The sequence below is a fragment of the Pseudonocardia sp. genome, from assembly GCF_050246655.1.
Taxonomy (GTDB): Bacteria; Actinomycetota; Actinomycetes; order Mycobacteriales; family Pseudonocardiaceae; genus Pseudonocardia.
Genome location: NZ_JBFWVQ010000007.1, coordinates 71,191 through 87,531 on the forward strand (window position 1 = coordinate 71,191; position 16,341 = coordinate 87,531).

At 74.2% G+C, this 16,341-nt stretch carries 14 protein-coding genes; 12 read left to right on the forward strand and 2 right to left on the reverse strand.

Annotation, left to right across the window (positions count from 1 at the left end):
* Nucleotides 1-13: 13 nt before the first annotated feature.
* From AB7J25_RS04335 to AB7J25_RS04355, 5 genes are all read left to right on the forward strand, one after another.
* Entirely contained in the window at nt 14-880 is an 867-nt protein-coding gene (locus tag AB7J25_RS04335; protein ID WP_428505248.1) for a DUF559 domain-containing protein, read from the forward strand.
* A gap of 196 nt (nt 881-1,076) precedes the next feature.
* Complete coding sequence (locus AB7J25_RS04340) at nt 1,077-2,195, forward strand: sugar ABC transporter substrate-binding protein (protein ID WP_428505250.1); 1,119 nt, start codon at nt 1,077-1,079, stop codon at nt 2,193-2,195.
* Nucleotides 2,196-2,212: 17 nt separating this feature from the next.
* A complete protein-coding gene (locus AB7J25_RS04345; protein ID WP_428505252.1) occupies nt 2,213-2,986 on the forward strand; it encodes an ATP-binding cassette domain-containing protein in 774 nt (257 codons plus the stop codon).
* A 49-nt stretch (nt 2,987-3,035) separates the two neighbouring features.
* On the forward strand, nt 3,036-4,463 hold the full coding sequence (locus AB7J25_RS04350) for a sugar ABC transporter permease (protein ID WP_428505254.1): 1,428 nt from the start codon (nt 3,036-3,038) through the stop codon (nt 4,461-4,463).
* Nucleotides 4,464-4,512: 49 nt separating this feature from the next.
* On the forward strand, nt 4,513-5,682 hold the full coding sequence (locus tag AB7J25_RS04355) for an ROK family protein (RefSeq protein ID WP_428505333.1): 1,170 nt from the start codon (nt 4,513-4,515) through the stop codon (nt 5,680-5,682).
* Between the two features lie 4 nt (nt 5,683-5,686).
* On the opposite strand, the gene AB7J25_RS04360 is transcribed toward AB7J25_RS04355, so the two are convergent.
* Nucleotides 5,687-5,881: a hypothetical protein gene (locus tag AB7J25_RS04360; protein ID WP_428505256.1), complete on the reverse strand. Its 195-nt coding sequence runs from the start codon at nt 5,879-5,881 to the stop codon at nt 5,687-5,689.
* Between the two features lie 110 nt (nt 5,882-5,991).
* Here AB7J25_RS04360 and AB7J25_RS04365 point away from each other — a divergent pair, with 110 nt between their 5' ends.
* Together AB7J25_RS04365 and AB7J25_RS04370 are read left to right on the forward strand one after the other, a co-directional pair.
* The gene (locus tag AB7J25_RS04365) at nt 5,992-6,843 is read left to right on the forward strand and encodes a helix-turn-helix domain-containing protein (RefSeq protein WP_428505258.1); all 852 of its coding nucleotides are present in this window, start codon (nt 5,992-5,994) and stop codon (nt 6,841-6,843) included.
* Between the two features lie 18 nt (nt 6,844-6,861).
* A complete protein-coding gene (locus AB7J25_RS04370) occupies nt 6,862-7,065 on the forward strand; it encodes a DUF397 domain-containing protein (protein ID WP_428505259.1) in 204 nt (67 codons plus the stop codon).
* 3 nt (nt 7,066-7,068) lie between these two features.
* Here the strand turns inward: AB7J25_RS04370 and AB7J25_RS04375 are convergent, their stop codons facing one another.
* Complete coding sequence (locus tag AB7J25_RS04375) at nt 7,069-7,677, reverse strand: CAP domain-containing protein (RefSeq protein WP_428505260.1); 609 nt, start codon at nt 7,675-7,677, stop codon at nt 7,069-7,071.
* A 41-nt stretch (nt 7,678-7,718) separates the two neighbouring features.
* Between AB7J25_RS04375 and AB7J25_RS04380 the strand changes: the two genes are divergently transcribed.
* The 5 genes from AB7J25_RS04380 (at nt 7,719) to AB7J25_RS04400 (ending at nt 16,243) form a co-directional block, all read left to right on the forward strand.
* Nucleotides 7,719-11,606 carry an AAA family ATPase gene (locus tag AB7J25_RS04380; RefSeq protein WP_428505262.1) on the forward strand — a complete coding sequence of 1,296 codons (3,888 nt, stop codon included), beginning with the start codon at nt 7,719-7,721 and terminating at the stop codon, nt 11,604-11,606.
* A gap of 196 nt (nt 11,607-11,802) precedes the next feature.
* On the forward strand, nt 11,803-13,497 hold the full coding sequence (gene ftsY, locus AB7J25_RS04385; RefSeq protein WP_428505265.1) for a signal recognition particle-docking protein FtsY: 1,695 nt from the start codon (nt 11,803-11,805) through the stop codon (nt 13,495-13,497).
* Entirely contained in the window at nt 13,497-14,369 is an 873-nt protein-coding gene (locus AB7J25_RS04390; RefSeq protein ID WP_428505267.1) for an NAD(P)H-binding protein, read from the forward strand. Before ftsY ends, AB7J25_RS04390 begins: the two co-directional genes overlap by 1 nt.
* A gap of 143 nt (nt 14,370-14,512) precedes the next feature.
* A complete protein-coding gene (locus AB7J25_RS04395) occupies nt 14,513-15,901 on the forward strand; it encodes an ammonium transporter (protein ID WP_428505269.1) in 1,389 nt (462 codons plus the stop codon).
* A gap of 3 nt (nt 15,902-15,904) precedes the next feature.
* On the forward strand, nt 15,905-16,243 hold the full coding sequence (locus AB7J25_RS04400) for a P-II family nitrogen regulator (RefSeq protein ID WP_428505271.1): 339 nt from the start codon (nt 15,905-15,907) through the stop codon (nt 16,241-16,243).
* The last annotated feature ends 98 nt before the right edge of the window (nt 16,244-16,341 follow it).

The following is a 16,341-nucleotide window of genomic DNA, read 5'->3' on the forward strand; positions in this document are numbered from 1 at the left end:
TCACCCTGTGCGGGTGATTGATCATCCTTTCCGCGGCTCGGACGCCGTCGACGCCGGCCTGCTCACCCGGGCCACCCTGCACTCCTCGCGTTACGCCGCCGTGTTCCGGGACGTGTTCGTCCCGGCCGACCTGCGGCAGGACCTAGGTCTCCGGTCCCGCGCGGCGTACCTGCTCGTGCCACCCGACGGCGCGCTCGGCGGCCACTCCGCCGCCGCCCTTCTCGGCGCGGGCTTCAGTCCCGAGAACGCGCGGGCCGAGATCATCGCGCCGCGAGGTGACGTCCGCCCGCGCCGCGGGCTGGTCGTGCGCCAGCACCAGCTCGAACCGGCCGACGTCTGCGACGTCGACGGGTGCCGCGTGACGACCCCGCTGCGGACGGCCTGGGACCTCGGACGTCGCTCGTCCCTGGCCGAGGCCGTCGTCGCGATCGACGCCCTCGCGCGCGTCGGCGGGTTCGCGCCGGTCCGGCTGCTGGACGGCCCGCCGGGCGCTCGCGGCCGCCGGCACCTGGCGCGCGCCGTCGGGCTGGCCGATCCCCGGGCCGAGTCGCCGCCGGAGACCCACCTGCGGCTGGTGTTGGTGCTCGGCGGGCTGCCCGTGCCGGAGGTGCAGTTCCGGATCCGGGACGGGTGTGGCGAGGTGGTCGCGCGCGCGGACCTCGCCTACCCGGAGGCGATGCTCGCCGCCGAGTACGACGGCTCGGACCACTTCGACGATGCCAGGTCCCGCAGCGACCGGGCCCGCGATCTCCTGCTGGGCGACCTCGGCTGGCTGACCCTGCGCTTCACCCGGGACGACATCGTCCGCCACCCGGAGCGGACCGTCGCGATCGTGCGCCGGCGGCTGGCCGAACGCTCGTCGAGAACGACGTTGTGCTGATCAACAGGGGGGTTTCGGCTGCACAACGTCGTTGTCGACGGGGGGACCCGGGCAGCAGGGCACGTTGCGAAACCGTGACGTCGCGCCGTGCTCTGAATCGGTGCTGAGACCTGGCCGACACTCTTTCGTACGCGTACGTTGCGAGCCACAACATATCCGGTCGGCGACGGCGCCGTCCGGGATGGAAGGGGTGCACATGCGCAGGACGAGCGCGATGGTGGTGGCGATCGGTGCCGGGCTTGCCATCGGCCTCACCGGATGCGGGGCGAACCAGGCGGCGAGCCCGAGCGGCGGAGGCGAGACCTCCGCCGCCCCGAGCGGGGTGAAGGTCGGCGTGATCCTGCCGGAGACCGCCACTTCGGCCCGCTACGAGAGCTTCGACAAGCCCCTGCTCGACAAGGCCATGCGCGAGGCGGGCCTTGACCCGGACATCCAGAACGCCCAGGGCGACGTCCAGAAGTTCTCCACGCTCGCCGACGGGATGATCAACGCGGGCGTCAAGGTGCTGGTCATCGACGCCCCGAACAGCGAGGTCGGCGCAGCGGTCGCCAAGAAGGCGCAGGCCGCGGGCATCCCGACCATCGACTACGACCGGCTCAACCTCGGCGGCACCTCCGACTACTACGTCTCCTTCGACAACGTCGCCGTCGGCAAGCTGCAGGGTGACGGCCTCGTCCAGGGCGTGGGCGCCAAGCAGGGCGCCAACATCATCGAGATCAACGGCGCGCCTACCGACAACAACGCGACGCTGTTCTACGAGGGCGCCGAGAGCGTGCTCAAGCCCAAGTACGACTCCGGTGAGTACAAGCTCGTCGGCAGCCAGCGCATCCCGGACTGGAACAACCAGCAGGGCGGCGTGACGTTCGAGCAGTTCCTCACCGCCAACGGCGGCCAGGTGGACGGCGTGCTCGCCGCCAACGACGGCATGGCGGGCGCGGTCATCACCGTGCTGAAGAAGAACGGCCTGAACGGCAAGGTCCCGGTCACCGGCCAGGACGCGAGCGCCGAGGCGCTCCAGGCGATCCTGCGTGGCGACCAGTACATGACCGTCTTCAAGCCGATCGCCCAGGAGGCCGAGGCCACCGCTTCGCTCGCCGCCTCCCTCGCCAAGGGCGACACGGCCGCCGCTGACGCGCTCGCCACCGGCTCCGTGCAGGACCCGCAGGGCAACCGCGCCGTCAAGTCCGTGCTGCTCACCCCCATCCTCATCACCAAGGACAACGTCAAGGTCGTCGTCGACTCCGGCCAGGTGACGGCCCAGGAGATCTGCGTGCCCGACGTCGCCGCCGCCTGCACCCAGCTCGGCATCGACTAGGCCTGGAGCGAACTCAGATGACGGCTCCGATCCTCGAGCTCCGCGGGGTCAACAAGAGCTTCGGCCCCGTGCACGTGCTCCACGACGTCGACTTCGCGGTACGGCCCGGTGAGGTCACCGCGCTCGTCGGCGACAACGGCGCGGGCAAGTCGACGCTGGTCAAGTGCATCGCCGGGATCCATCCGGCGGACTCCGGCGAGGTGTTCTTCGGCGGGAAGCCCGTGCACATCACGGGTCCGCGCGACGCCGCGGCGCTCGGGATCGAGGTCGTCTACCAGGACCTCGCGCTCGCCGACAACCTCGACATCGTCGAGAACATGTTCCTCGGCCGCGAGCGCGGGAAGCCGTGGTCGCTGGACGAGAGCAGCATGGAGCAGGCCGCCAGGGAGACGCTCGCGACGCTGTCGGTGCGCACGGTCAAGTCGGTGCGCACCCTCGTCTCGTCGCTGTCCGGCGGCCAGCGCCAGACGGTCGCGATCGCGAAGGCCGTCCTCTGGGAGTCCAAGGTCGTGCTGCTCGACGAGCCGACGGCCGCGCTGGGCGTCGCCCAGACCCGCCAGGTCCTCGACCTGGTGCGTCGGCTCGCCGAGCAGGGCCTGGGCGTGGTGCTGATCAGCCACAACATGAGTGACGTCTTCGAGGTCTCCGACCGCATCGCGACGCTCTACCTCGGCCGGCTCGTCGCGGACCTCCCGGCGGCCGACCTCACGCACAGCCAGGTCGTCGAGCTGATCACCGCCGGGCGCTCCGGTGAGCTCGGCCTGGCCCGCCCGGACGCGGTGACGATCTGATGGACGATCTGATGGACGATCTGATGGATCAGACGGGAGCGACGTACTGATGGCCGCACCCACCAGCCCGACCGGTCCCGCACCGTCGCAGGGCGCCATCGCGGACTTCGGCATCGACACGACCTCGCGCTCCACGGCCGAGGCGCTGCGCGACTACGTCGCCCGGGTGCGCGGGGGCGAGCTGGGATCGCTGCCCGCGCTGCTCGGCCTCATCGTGTTGACGATCTTCTTCTCGATCGCGTCCGACACGTTTCTCACGCTGGGCAACCTCGCGAACCTGCTCGCCCAGGGTGCGGGGGTCACGATCATCGCGATGGGCCTGGTGTTCGTCCTGCTGCTCGGGGAGATCGACCTGGCGGCCGGCACGGCGTCCGGGGTGTGCGCGGCGGTGCTCGCCCTGCACCTCACCTCGCAGGGCAACCTCCTGGGCGCCATGGGGTCGTTCGTGTTCGCCGCGTTCTGCCTGCTCCTGTTCCTGGCGGGGGCGCTGGCCGCGCAGCTGCGGCTGTGGGCGGCGGTCGTCGGGCCGGTGATCGCGCTCGCGATCGTGCTGCTCGGCGCCGGGCCCAACCCGTGGCTCGAGATGCTGCTCGCGGTGTGCGTCGGCACCTCGATCGGCATCCTCACGGGGTTCCTCGTCGCCCGGGTCGGCATCCCGTCGTTCGTCGTCACGCTGGCGCTCTTCCTCACCTGGCAGGGCGTGATCCTGCAGCTCATCGGCGAGGGCGGGACGTTGGGCCTGCGCAACGACACCCTGTTCGCCGTCGCCAACGGCAACCTCGGCGTCGTCGGCAGCTGGGTGCTGTTCGTGGTCTCCGTCGGCGGCTACGCCGCGGTGGTGCTCGGACGGCACTGGGCGCGGCTGCGCAAGGGGCTCGTCACGCAACCCACACCGCTGGTGCTCATCAAGGTCGGGGTCACCGCGGTGCTCGCGGCGGTCGCCACGTACCTGCTCACGCAGAACCGCTCGCAGAGCCCCACGATCGAGATCCTCGGCGTCCCCTACGTCGTCCCGATCGTGCTGGTGTTGCTGGTCGTGGGCACCTACGTGCTGGACCGCACCGCGTTCGGCCGGCACATCTACGCGGTCGGCGGCAACGCGGAGGCCGCCCGGCGCGCGGGCATCAACGTCCCGCGCATCCGGGCGAGCGTCTTCGTGATCTCCGGTGCGGTGGCCGCCGTCGGCGCGATCGTGTACTCGTCGAAGGTCGGCTCGGTCGACCCGACCGCGGGTGGCGGCACGACGCTGCTCTTCGCCGTCGGCGCGGCCGTCATCGGTGGCACGTCGCTGTTCGGCGGCAAGGGGCGCGTCTCCACGGCCGTCATCGGTGGCGCGGTGCTCGCCATGGTCGGCAACGGGCTGGGCCTGCTGCGCCAGCCCGCGGCCGTCGTCCTCATCGTCACCGGGCTCGTCCTGCTGCTCGCGGCGAGCGTGGACGCGCTCTCGCGACGGCGGTCCGCGGCAACCGGCCGCTGACCGGCGACCAGGGACCGTCGGGGACCCTTCGGGCGTGTCGACCGTGAGCATGTCCAGCGTCGAGGGGGCGCGGCCCGACGACGCACGCCGGCACAACCGCACCGCGGTGCTGCGCAGGCTGCACGTCGACGGGCCGTGCACCCGAGCCACGCTCGCGGCCGAGCTGGGCCTCAACCGCAGCACCATCAAGGCCGTCGTCGACGGGCTCGCCGAGTCCGGGCTGGTCGCGGAGCGGCTCCCGGCGCGGCGCAGCGGTGCGGGGCGGCCGTCGCTCCTGGTGCTGCCGCGGCCGCTCGCGGCCGTCGTGGCGTCGGTCGACATCCGCACGGACGCCGTCGCGGTCGCCCTGGTCGGCCTCGGCGGGGAGACGCTCGCCCGGCTGGGCTGGCGGCTGCGCCGGGGGCCGGGCACCGACACGGGGACGCCGCCGGAGGTGCTCACCCGGATCGTCGAGTCGGCGCACCTGCTCATCGAGGAGGCTGGCGTCGCCCCGGCCGCGGTCGGGGTGTCCGTGCCCGGCGTCGTCCGGCGCGCGGACGGTCTCCTGCGGGTGGCGCCCAACCTCGGCTGGGCCGAGGTGCCGCTGGGGGAGCGGCTCACCAAGGCGCTCGACACGCCCGTGCACGTCGCGAACGACGCCGATCTCGGCGCGCTCGCCGAGCACACGCGGGGGGTCGCCCAGGGGGTGGGGGACGTCGTGTTCGTCGCGGGGGACGTCGGCGTCGGCGGGGGCGTGATCAGCGGGGGAGTTGCCCAGCGCGGGGCCGCCGAGATGGGGCACATGGTCGTGCGGCCCGGCGGGCGGCCGTGCCACTGCGGCGCGCACGGCTGCTGGGAGACCGAGATCGGCGCCGCCGCCCTGCGCCGGGTCCTGGACCTCGCGCCCACGGCGGGCCGCGGTGAGCTCGTCGCCGAGCTGCGTGCGCTGGCGGCGGACCCGGCGGCGGCCCGCACCCGGCTCGCGGACCTCACCGCCTGGCTCGGGCTCGGGCTGGTCAACGTCGTCAACCTGTTCGCGCCCGAGCTGATCGTCCTCGGCGACCTCCTCGCCGAGCTCCCCGGTAGCGTCCTGGACGATCTCGACGCCCACGTCGGCGAGCACAGCCTCGTCGGGCGCGCGGTCGGCGCGCGGGTGGTGCGTTCCGCGCTCGCGCCCCGCGACGTCCAGATCGTCGGGGCGGCGGAGCTCGCGTTCGCGCCGATCCTCTCGGCGGTGTGACCTGTCACGTGGGTCCGGGTGACCAGGTCACGAGCAGCGCCAGGGTGCACGGCCACCGGGGAGCCGGATGCGTCGCGCTGGTGCAGCCGAGGCAGCGGCCGTCCGGGCCCTCGACGTGGCGTTCGCGCAGGCGGGCCTGGGTGGTCGGCCACCGGCGCAGCAGGACGGCGGCCTCGGCGAGCCGATCTTCTGGCGTCATGCCGCGTAGGGTCCGGATGAGAGATCGACTTCGGGATCCCCCGGTGCGGGATTCCCGGATCCGCGTTCCCGTCTGTCACGATCGGTGACGGCACGGATCCGGGGGGTGAGGTGGCGGGGCGCAACGGGTCGCAGGTGCGGCGCCGGATCCTGGCGCGCGAGCTGCGGAAGCTGCGCGAGGCGGCCGGGCTCACGCTGGAGGAGGCCGCACCCCGGCTGGACTTCTCCGACAGCACGCTCAGCCGCATCGAGAACGCCCAGCAGGGCGCGAACGTGCACGCGGTCAAGAGCATGCTCGACCTCTACGACGCGGGGGACCGCTGGGAGGAGCTGCTCGCGCTCGCCCGGGTGGCGAAGCAGCGGGGGTGGTGGCAGGCGTACGGGCTGGGTGGTGGTGGCGCGTCGTACGTCGGCTTCGAGACCGAGGCCGGCCGCGTCCGCGACTTCACCGTCAGCTACGTGCCCGGCCTGCTGCAGACCGCGGACTACGCCCGGGCTCTGTTCGCCGCCGGGATGGTGTGGGATTCCGGCCAGGCGCTGGAGAACGCCGTCGCGGTCCGGACCATCCGCCAGGAGCGGCTCACCGATTCCGAGAACCCGCTGCACCTGGAGGCGATCATCGACGAGGCCGCGCTGCGCCGGCCGGTCGGCGGCCCGGCGGTGCACCGGGCACAGCTGGAGCACCTCCTGCGGGCGGTCGAGCTGCCGACCGTCACCCTGCAGGTGCTGCCCACCCGGGTCGGCGCGCACCCGGCCCTGGCGTCGCCGTTCACCCTGCTCAGCTTCGGCGACCTCGGCGAGCCGGACATCGCCTACGTGGAGCACACCCTCGGCGCAGTGACCTTCGACAAGGAGCCCGACGTCGCCCGCGCTAGGCTGTTCTTCGACCGGCTGCGGGCCGAGGCCCTCGGGCTCGCCGACTCGGCGGCGCTCGTCCGGGGGGTCCTCGACGGCAGCGGCTGAGCAGGGACGGGAGGCGCTGTGGACGGCGCGGACATCCGCTGGTTCAAGAGCAGCTTCAGCAGCGGGAACGCGAACGGCTGCGTCGAGGTGGCCTTCCTGCCGGACGGGCGGGTCGCAGTCCGCGACACGAAGAACCGGGAGCTGGCGCCCCACCACTACACCCCGGCCGAGTGGGACGCGTTCCTCGCCGGCGTGCGTGCCGGCGAGTTCGACCGGCCCTGACGGCTACTCGGGGCGACCGAACTCCTGCGCCACGAAGTTGCCCCGCGCGTCGTACCCCACGCCGATCGTCACGTAGTCGCAGTTCACGATGTTGCGGCGGTGCCCAGACGAGGCCATCCACTCGCGCATCGTCGTCTCCGGGTCCGGGTAGCCGCGGGCGATGTTCTCCGCGCCGGGCTCGTCGTGGCCCGCCGCCCGGATCCGTTCGTCGAACGTGCTCCCGTCGCTGCCGACGTGCGACATCTCGTTGCGGTCTGCCATGTCCCGCGCGTGCGCCTGCGCCGCAGCGGCGAGCCGGTCGTCCGTGGCCACGGTCCCGCACCCGGCCCGGGCGCGCTCGTCGTTGGTGAGCGCGACGATCCGGCCCGCCCAGCCGGTCTCGTCGGGGGCGGCGCGCGGCGGCGACACCGGGGAGGGCGCGGGGCCGTCCGGTGGCGTCCGCGCGGGCTCCTCGCTGCGCTCGCCGGCGTGCGGACCGCCGAGCAGCGGCGGCAGCGGCAGCGGCGGCAGAGCCTGCGCCACGCCGGTGAGCAGCAGCGATGCCGCCATCGATGCGGTGATCGATGCGGTCGCGACGGCCGCGAGCAGGATCCGGTGCGCGCGTCGGGTCATGCCCTGCCAACGATCGACATCTCCGCTGGTTAGCCTGAACTGTGCACCTCAAGAGCCTGACGCTGAAGGGCTTCAAGTCCTTCGCCTCGGCGACGACGCTGCGCCTGGAGCCCGGGATCACCTGCGTCGTCGGCCCGAACGGCTCGGGCAAGTCCAACGTCGTGGACGCGATCAGCTGGGTGCTGGGCGAGCAGGGCGCCAAGGCGCTGCGCGGCGGGAAGATGGAGGACGTGATCTTCGCCGGCACGTCCGGCCGGGCCCCGCTGGGCCGCGCGGAGGTCACGCTCACGATCGACAACTCCGACGGTGCGCTGCCGATCGAGTACTCCGAGGTGTCCATCACGCGGCGGATGTTCCGCGACGGTGCGGGGGAGTACGAGATCAACGGCTCGTCCTGCCGGCTGCTCGACATCCAGGAGCTGCTCTCCGACTCCGGTATCGGCCGCGAGATGCACGTCGTCGTCGGCCAGGGGCAGCTCGACGCGATCCTGCAGTCCAAGCCCGAGGACCGCCGCGCCTACATCGAGGAGGCTGCGGGCGTCCTCAAGCACCGCAAGCGCAAGGAACGCGCCCTGCGCAAGCTCGACGCGATGCAGGCCAACCTCACGCGGCTCACCGACCTCACCGCAGAGCTGCGCCGCCAGCTCAAGCCCCTCGGGCGGCAGGCGGAGATCGCGCGCAAGGCGCAGGCCGTGCAGTCCGAACTGCGGGACGCCCAGTTGCGCCTCGCCGCGGACGACATCGTCACCCTGCGCGACGAGCTGGCCCGCGACGAGGCCGACGAGGCCGCCGCCCGCGCCCGGCGCGCCGAGGTGGAGGCGGAGCTGTCGGTCGCCCGCGTCGAGCAGGAGAGGCTGACGGCGGCGCTGGCGCAGGACGCGCCGCGGCTGGCCGCCGCCCAGGACACCTGGTACCGGCTCTCCGCCCTGGCCGAGCGGCTGGCGGGCACCGTCCGGCTGGCCGAGGAACGGGTCCGGCACCTCGCCGACCCCGGGGAGGCGCGCCGCGAGGGGCGTGACCCGGACGAGCTGGAGGCCGAGGCCGAGCTCGTCACCGAGCAGGAGGAGCAGCTCGTCGCTGCCGTCGTGGAGGCCCGCACCCGGCTGGACGAGGTGCTCGCCGAGCGAGCCGAGCAGGAGAAGGTGCTCGCCGCCGCCGAGCGGGCGCACCTGGCCGCCGTGCGTGCGCTCGCCGACCGGCGGGCCGGGCTCGCCACCCTCGCCGGGCGGGCGGAGGCGCTGCGCAGCGGGGCTGCGGCCACGGCGGCGGAGATCGAGCGGCTCTCCGAGTCGCTCGGGGAGGCGCAGGAGCGGACGGACACGGCGGAGTCCGAGCTGGCGCAGGCCCGTACCGGGCTCGGGGACTCCGACGACGACGTCGAGGGGCTGGAGGAGCGTTGCGCCGGGGCGGCCCGGTCGCGGGAGGCGGCCGTGGAACGCGTCGCCGAGCTGGTGGCGCGCGAGCGGGAGGCCGAGCAGCGGCTCGCCCGGTGGGCGGCGCGGGTCGAGGCGCTGCGATCGAGCCTCGCGCCGCCGGACGGGAGTGCGTCGCTCGTGGGTGAGCGCGGCCCGGCGGGCGTGCTGGGGACGGTGCCGGAGCTGGTCGCGGTCGAGCCGTGGGCGCGGTCCGCGGTCGCTGCGGTGCTCGGGGAGCTCGCGGGTGCGGTGGCCGTCCGGTCGCCGGAGGCGGCGGCGGAGGCGCTGGCGCTGCTGCGAGCGGGGGACGCGGGACGCGCGGCGCTGGTCGTGGCGGGGCCGAGCGGCGGGTCGGCCGGTGGCGACGCAGCCGCTCACGCCCCGGGCGCGGCGGCGGGCGGCGCTCCCGGCGCGGCGGACGCGCGCGGCGTGGCTCCGGCCGGCGGGCGGTGGCTCGCGGACGGCGTCGGGGACGGCCCGGTGGCGGGCGCGCTGCGCCGGCTGCTGGACGGCGTCGTCCTCGTGGCGGACCTGGACGCGGCCCGCGCCGTCGTCGCCGGGGACCTGTGCGGCGCGGGGGACCGGTCGGGCGCGGGGGACGCCTCGCACACACCTCGTGGCGGTGACACACACGGCCGGCGGTCTGTGCCGGCACGCGGAGATGTGTGCGACCGCGATCCGGCGGGCTCTGGGGTGGCCGCGGGGGGCGCGCCCGGGGCCCCGGGCGCACCAGGCTTCCCGCCGGGCGCGGCCGGCTTCCCGCCGGGCGCGGCCGGCTTCCCGCCGGGCGCGGCCGAGTCGCGCGCCGCCCGGGGGCCGCTGAAGGCCGTGACCGCGGACGGGGACGTCCTTGGCCCGCACAGCGCGGTGGGCGGATCCGCGGCGGCCACCGGGGCGCTGGACGTCCGCGCCGCCGTCGACGAGGCCCAGGCGGAGACGGACCGGGCCGAGCAGGAGCTCCACCACCTGCGCCCGGCCCTCGACGGGGCCCGCGCGGAGGAGGCGGCCCGGCTACGGGACCTGGAGGCCGCCCAGCGCGAGCGGGCGGCCCTCGCGCAGCGGCGCGCCGCCGCGTCCGCCCAGCTCGGGCGCCTGGAGCAGGCGCTGCGGTCGGCCGAGGCGGAGGCGCAGCGGCTGCGGGCCCGCCGCGACGAGGTGGAGTCGCGCCGCTCGGACGCCCTGCTCGCCCTGGAGGCCGCCGAGCAGCAGCTCGCTCTCGCCGAGGACGAGCCGGTGGCCGAGGAACCGGACACTGAGGTCCGCGACGCCGCCGCCGAGGCGGTGGCCGCCGCCCGCAGCGAGGAGGTGGAGGCGCGGCTGGCGTTGCGCACCGCGGAGGAGCGGGCCCGCGCCATCGCCGGCCGCGCGGACTCGCTGCGCCGCCAGGCCGCGTCGGAGCGCCAGGCCCGCGAGCGCGCGGCCGCGGTCCGGGCGGCCCGGGAGCGCAACGCGGCCGTCGCGCGCCTGGTCGTGGACGCGGGGACGCAGGCCCGGGCCCGGATCGAGGCCTCGCTCGCTGCGGCGGCCCGCGAACGGGACGCGATCGCCGCCGCCCGCGCCGAGCGGGAGCGGGCGCGCGGCGAGGTCGCGCTCACCACGACGCGGCTCGGGGCCCTCGTGGAGAAGCTCACCGACGCCGTCCACCGGGACGAGGTGCTGCGCGCCCAGCAGCGCATGAAGCTCGACCAGCTCGCCACGGCCGTCCTCGAACGCCACGGCCTCGGCGTCGAGGACCTGGTCGCCGAGTACGGTCCCGACGTCGACCTCCCCCCGCCCGCGGACGTGGTCGCCGAGTACGAGGCGGCGCGGGAGCGGGGCGAGGCGGTCTCGGCGCCACAGGGCACGTCCTACGACCGCGCCGTCCAGCAGAAGCGCCTCCAGCGCGCCGAGCGCGACCTCGCCCTGCTCGGCAAGGTCAACCCGCTCGCCCTGGAGGAGTTCGCGGCGCTGGAGGAGCGCTACACGTTCCTGTCGACCCAGCTCGAGGACCTCAAGGACACCCGCCGCGACCTGCTCACCGTCGTCCGCGAGGTGGACGCCAAGATCCTGGAGGTCTTCGCGGCGGCCTACGAGGACGTCGCGCGGGAGTTCGAGATCGTCTTCGAGACGCTCTTCCCGGGCGGCGCGGGCCGCCTCTCGCTCACCGATCCCGAGGACATGCTCACCACCGGCATCGAGGTCGAGGCCCGCCCGCCGGGCAAGAAGGTCAAGCGGTTGTCGCTGCTGTCCGGCGGGGAGCGGTCGCTGACGGCCGTCGCGCTGCTCGTGGCGATCTTCCGCGCGCGCCCGTCGCCGTTCTACGTGCTCGACGAGATCGAGGCCGCGCTCGACGACGTGAACCTGCGGCGGCTCATCTCGTTGCTGGAGGAGCTGCGCGAGTCCTCCCAGCTCATCGTGATCACCCACCAGAAGCCGACGATGGAGGTCGCGGACGTCCTCTACGGCGTCGCGATGCGCGGCGACGGCATCACCACCGTGATCAGTCAGCGGTTGCGGCCCGCGACACTGCTCTGACCGCGGTCCCGTGCGTCGCCGTGCACACCGTGGCGTTCCCGTGCACATGTCGGGCGGGGTGCACGGCCGCGCCGGCGTGTGCACGGTGCGGGGGCGTGTGCACGGTGGGTGCCGGTGCGCGGGTGAGCGCCGGGAACTGCCCGGTGATCATGGACGTGCCCGGCGGGGTCGAGCGGGCCCATGACAGGGTTGTCGGGTGACCACCGAGACCCTCTGGATCGTCGTCGCGGTCGTGGCGGCGCTCGTCCTGATCGCGCTCGTCGTCGGCCTGATCCTGGCGCGGCGGCGGCGGCGGATCAGCCTCCGGGAGCCCCAGGAGGACGGGGCCGCCGAGGCTCCGCGCCGCGGTGGCACGTACCAGGCGGGAACCGGGTTCAGCTTCTCGGCCGGGACGGGTACGGCCACGCCCCCGCGGCCCCGCGAACCGCGGGCACCCGACGGGGGAGCGGCGCCCGCCCGGCCCGGTGCCCCGGAGACCGGCACCGCGGCGAACGGTGCCACGGCCGCACCGACGGCCCCGACGGCGAACGGCACCACCGCCGCCCCGGCCCGGCCGGACGGCCCGGCGGCCCCCACAGCACCGCCGGCCAACGGCACCACCGCCGCACCCACGGCCGAGGACGCCGCCCGGGCCGATACCGCCCCGCCCCCGGCGGACACGGCCCCGGCGGACACGGCCCCGCCATCCGAGGACACCACCCCAGCGGCCGCGGACACGGCACCCGCGGACACGGCCCCGGCACCCGCGGACACACCCCCCGCGGCGCCTCCCCCGCCCGGCACCACCCCCGACACCCGGACCGGCGCGTCGTCCAACGGCGCGGCGACCGCCGCCCCGCCCCGTCCGGGCGCGGCGCCGGACACCGGGGCCCCGGCACCCGCCCACCCGGCGACGACCGTCGCGCCGCCCGAGGCGGCGGCACCCACCGCACCGATCGCGCCGGCCACGCCAGTCCCGACCGAACCGATCGCACCCACGGCGGGCCGTCTGGAGCGGCTGCGCGGGAAGCTGGCCCGCTCCCGATCCGGGTTCGGCCAGGGCCTCCTGGGCCTGCTGGGCGCGGGGGAGCTGGACGAGGACTCCTGGGAGGACGTCGAGGCGACCCTCCTGCAGGCCGACCTCGGCCCGGAGATGACGGCCGAGCTCGTCGAGCGCCTCCGCAGCGAGCTCGCGAGCCGGGGGGTACGCACCGCGGAGCAGGCTCGCACGCTGCTGCGCGACGTCCTCACCGACGCGCTGGCCGTCGACCTGGACCGGTCCGTGCGCGCGCTGCCGCACGACGGCAGGCCCGCGGTGCTCCTGGTCGTCGGGGTGAACGGCACCGGCAAGACCACGACGACGGGCAAGCTCGCCCGGGTCCTCGTGGCCGACGGTCGCCACGTCGTCCTGGGGGCGGCCGACACCTTCCGGGCCGCGGCGGCCGAGCAGCTCGCCACGTGGGGCGAGCGTGCGGGTGCCACCGTGGTGCGCGGTCCGGAGGGCGCCGACCCGGCGAGCGTCGCCTTCGACGCGGTCAAGCAGGCCCACACCGAGGGTGCGGACGCGGTGCTGCTCGACACCGCGGGTCGCCTGCACACCAAGACGGGTCTGATGGACGAGCTGGGCAAGGTCAAGCGGGTGGTGTCGCGGCAGGCCGAGGTGGACGAGGTGCTGCTCGTCCTGGACGCCACCACGGGCCAGAACGGGCTGATGCAGGCGCGGGTGTTCGGCGAGGTCGTCGAGGTCACCGGCATCGTGCTCACGAAGCTGGACGGCACCGCGAAGGGCGGGATCGTCTTCCGCGTGCAGCGCGAGCTCGGGGTCCCGGTGAAGCTGGTCGGCCTCGGCGAGGGACCGGACGACCTCGCCCCGTTCGTCCCGGGGGCGTTCGTCGACGCCCTGCTGAACTGATGCGGATCGCCGTCACGGGTGCGTCGGGGCAGTTCGGCGCGAGCGTCCTCGCCGAGCTGATCCGGCGCGTCGGGACCGACGACGTCGTCGCGCTCTCGCGCACCCCGAAGGACCTCCCGGGCCTGGAGACGCGCCGGGCGGACTTCGACGATCCGCAGACCCTCGGCCCGGCCTTCGCCGGGGCGGACCGGCTGCTGATCGTCAGCACGGACCGGATCGGCCACCGCCGGACCCAGCACCGCAACGCGATCGCCGCGGCCGTCCGGGCCGGCGTGGGGCACGTGTTCTACACCTCCGCCACGGCCGTGGACGCGCCCGGCAACCCGTCGCCGGTGATGCCGGACCACGCGGTGACGGAGGCGGCGCTCGCGGCGTCCGGGCTGCCGTACACGGCGCTGCGCAACGGCGTCTACACCGAGACGCTACTGCTGGCGGCGCGCCCCGCGGTCGCGGCGGGGGTGTACGCCACGAACGCGGGCCAGGGCGCCACGAGCTACGTCACCCGCGGGGACCTCGCCGCGGCGACGGCGGCGATCCTCGCCGACCCGGCGGACCCGGGCACCGCGATCGAGCTGACCGGCGCGGAGGCCGTCACCGGGGCGGACGTGGCGGCGATCCTCTCGGCGCTGACCGACCGTGAGGTGCGCTACCAGCCGCTCACCGACGAGGTGATCGAGGCCGGGATGGTCCGGGCCGGGCTGCCGCCGGAGGCGGTCGCGATGGCGGTCGGCTTCGGCCGGGCGGCGCGGGAGGGCTACCTCGGCCGGGTCAGTGATGCGGTCGGCCGTTACCTCGGACGGCGGCCGGTGAGCACGGCGGAGTTCCTGGCGGCGCACCGGTCGGCGCTCGTGCCGATGCCACCTTCGGTCTAACGACATGCGGATGTAACGCGCCGGGTGCGTCCGTTCACATCTCCGAAACGTGATCACGAACTGTCGGAAACACGGGTTACCGAGGCTTTGCCCACCTGCCGCATGGACGCAGCGGCGAAACGGGAGGAGTGAAGGTGCCTGGTGTGCCCGATACCGGCGATACCGCCTGGATGATGACGGCGACAGCCCTGGTGTTGCTCATGACGCCGGGCCTCGCGCTGTTCTACGGCGGCATGGTGCGCAGCAAGAGCGTGCTGAACCAGATCATGATGAGCATCTCCGCGTTGGGCCTCATCGGCGTGCTCTGGGTGCTCTACGGCTACTCGATGGCCTTCGGCAACAGCGTCGGTGGCCTCGGCCTGGTCGGCAACCCGGCGGAGTTCGCCGGCCTGGCCGGCCTGACCGAGGGGACCTACCTGGCCGACACGGAGGCCGTCCCCCCGGTCGATGTCGCGATCCCGCTCGTCGGCTCGATCCCCTCGGTCGTGTTCGTCGCCTTCCAGGCGACGTTCGCCATCATCACCGTCGCCCTCATCTCGGGTGCCGTCGCGGACCGCATGAAGTTCGGTTCGTGGCTGATCTTCGCGGGCATCTGGGGAACGATCGTCTACTTCCCCGTCGCCCACTGGGTGTTCGCGTTCGACGGCGTCACCGCCGGTGAGGACTCCACCGGGGGCTGGATCGCCAACCAGCTCAAGGCGATCGACTTCGCCGGTGGTACCGCGGTCCACATCAACTCCGGTGCCGCCGCCCTCGCCCTGGCGATCGTGATCGGCAAGCGCCGCGGCTGGCCGCGCGAGCCCATGCGCCCGCACAACCTGACGATGGTCATGCTCGGCGCCGCACTGCTGTGGTTCGGCTGGTTCGGCTTCAACGCGGGTTCGGCCGTCGGCTCCGGCGCGATCTCCGGCTTCGCCTTCATCAACACCCTGGTCGCCACCGCCGCCGCCATGCTCGGCTGGCTCGTCACCGAGAAGATCCGCGACGGTGCACCCACCAGCCTCGGCGCCGCCTCCGGCATCGTCGCCGGCCTGGTCGCGATCACGCCGTCGTGTTCGTCGGTGTCGCCGCTGGGCGCGGTCGCGCTCGGTGTGATCGCCGGTGTCGTCTGCGCGCTGGCGGTCGGTCTGAAGTTCCGGTTCGGCTACGACGACTCGCTCGACGTCGTCGGTGTCCACCTCGTCGGTGGTCTGGTCGGCACGCTGCTCGTCGGCTTCCTCGCCACCGAGAGCTCGCCCGCCGGTGTCAACGGCCTGTTCTACGGCGGCGGTGTGGACCAGCTGTGGCGCCAGGCCGTCGGTGCCTTCGCGGTGCTCGCCTACTCGTTCGTGCTCACCCTGGTCATCGCCTTCGTCCTCAAGGCCGTCATCGGCCTGCGGGTCTCGGACGAGGCCGAGGCCACGAGCGTCGACGAGACCGAGCACGCCGAGACCGGGTATGACTTCTCTTCGCTCGGCGGTGGCGCCGGGCTGGGCGCGAGGCCGCTGCCGACCGGCTCGGCCGTTCCCGTCAGCGCCGGCAAGGAGGGCTGAGACATGAAGCTGGTCACCGCGATCATCAAGCCGTTCGTCCTCGAGGACGTCAAGAGCGCCCTGGAGCAGCTGGGCGTGCTGGGCATGACCGTGAGCGAGGTCCAGGGCTACGGTCGGCAGAAGGGCCACACCGAGGTCTACCGCGGCGCCGAGTACGCCGTCGACTTCGTGCCGAAGGTCCGGGTGGAGGTCGTCGCGGACGACAACCTCGCGGACAAGGTCGTCGACGCGGTCGTCGAGGCCGCCCGCACCGGCAAGATCGGTGACGGCAAGGTGTGGGTCACCCCCGTCGAGAACGTGGTCCGGGTGCGCACCGGCGAGCGAGGGACGGACGCCATCTAGTCCCCGTCCTGTGCACCAGCGATTCTGATCGACTCAACCGGCCGCTCCGTGACGCCATCGCTCACGGAGCGGCCGGCGGTCGCACTGGCGTACCAAGG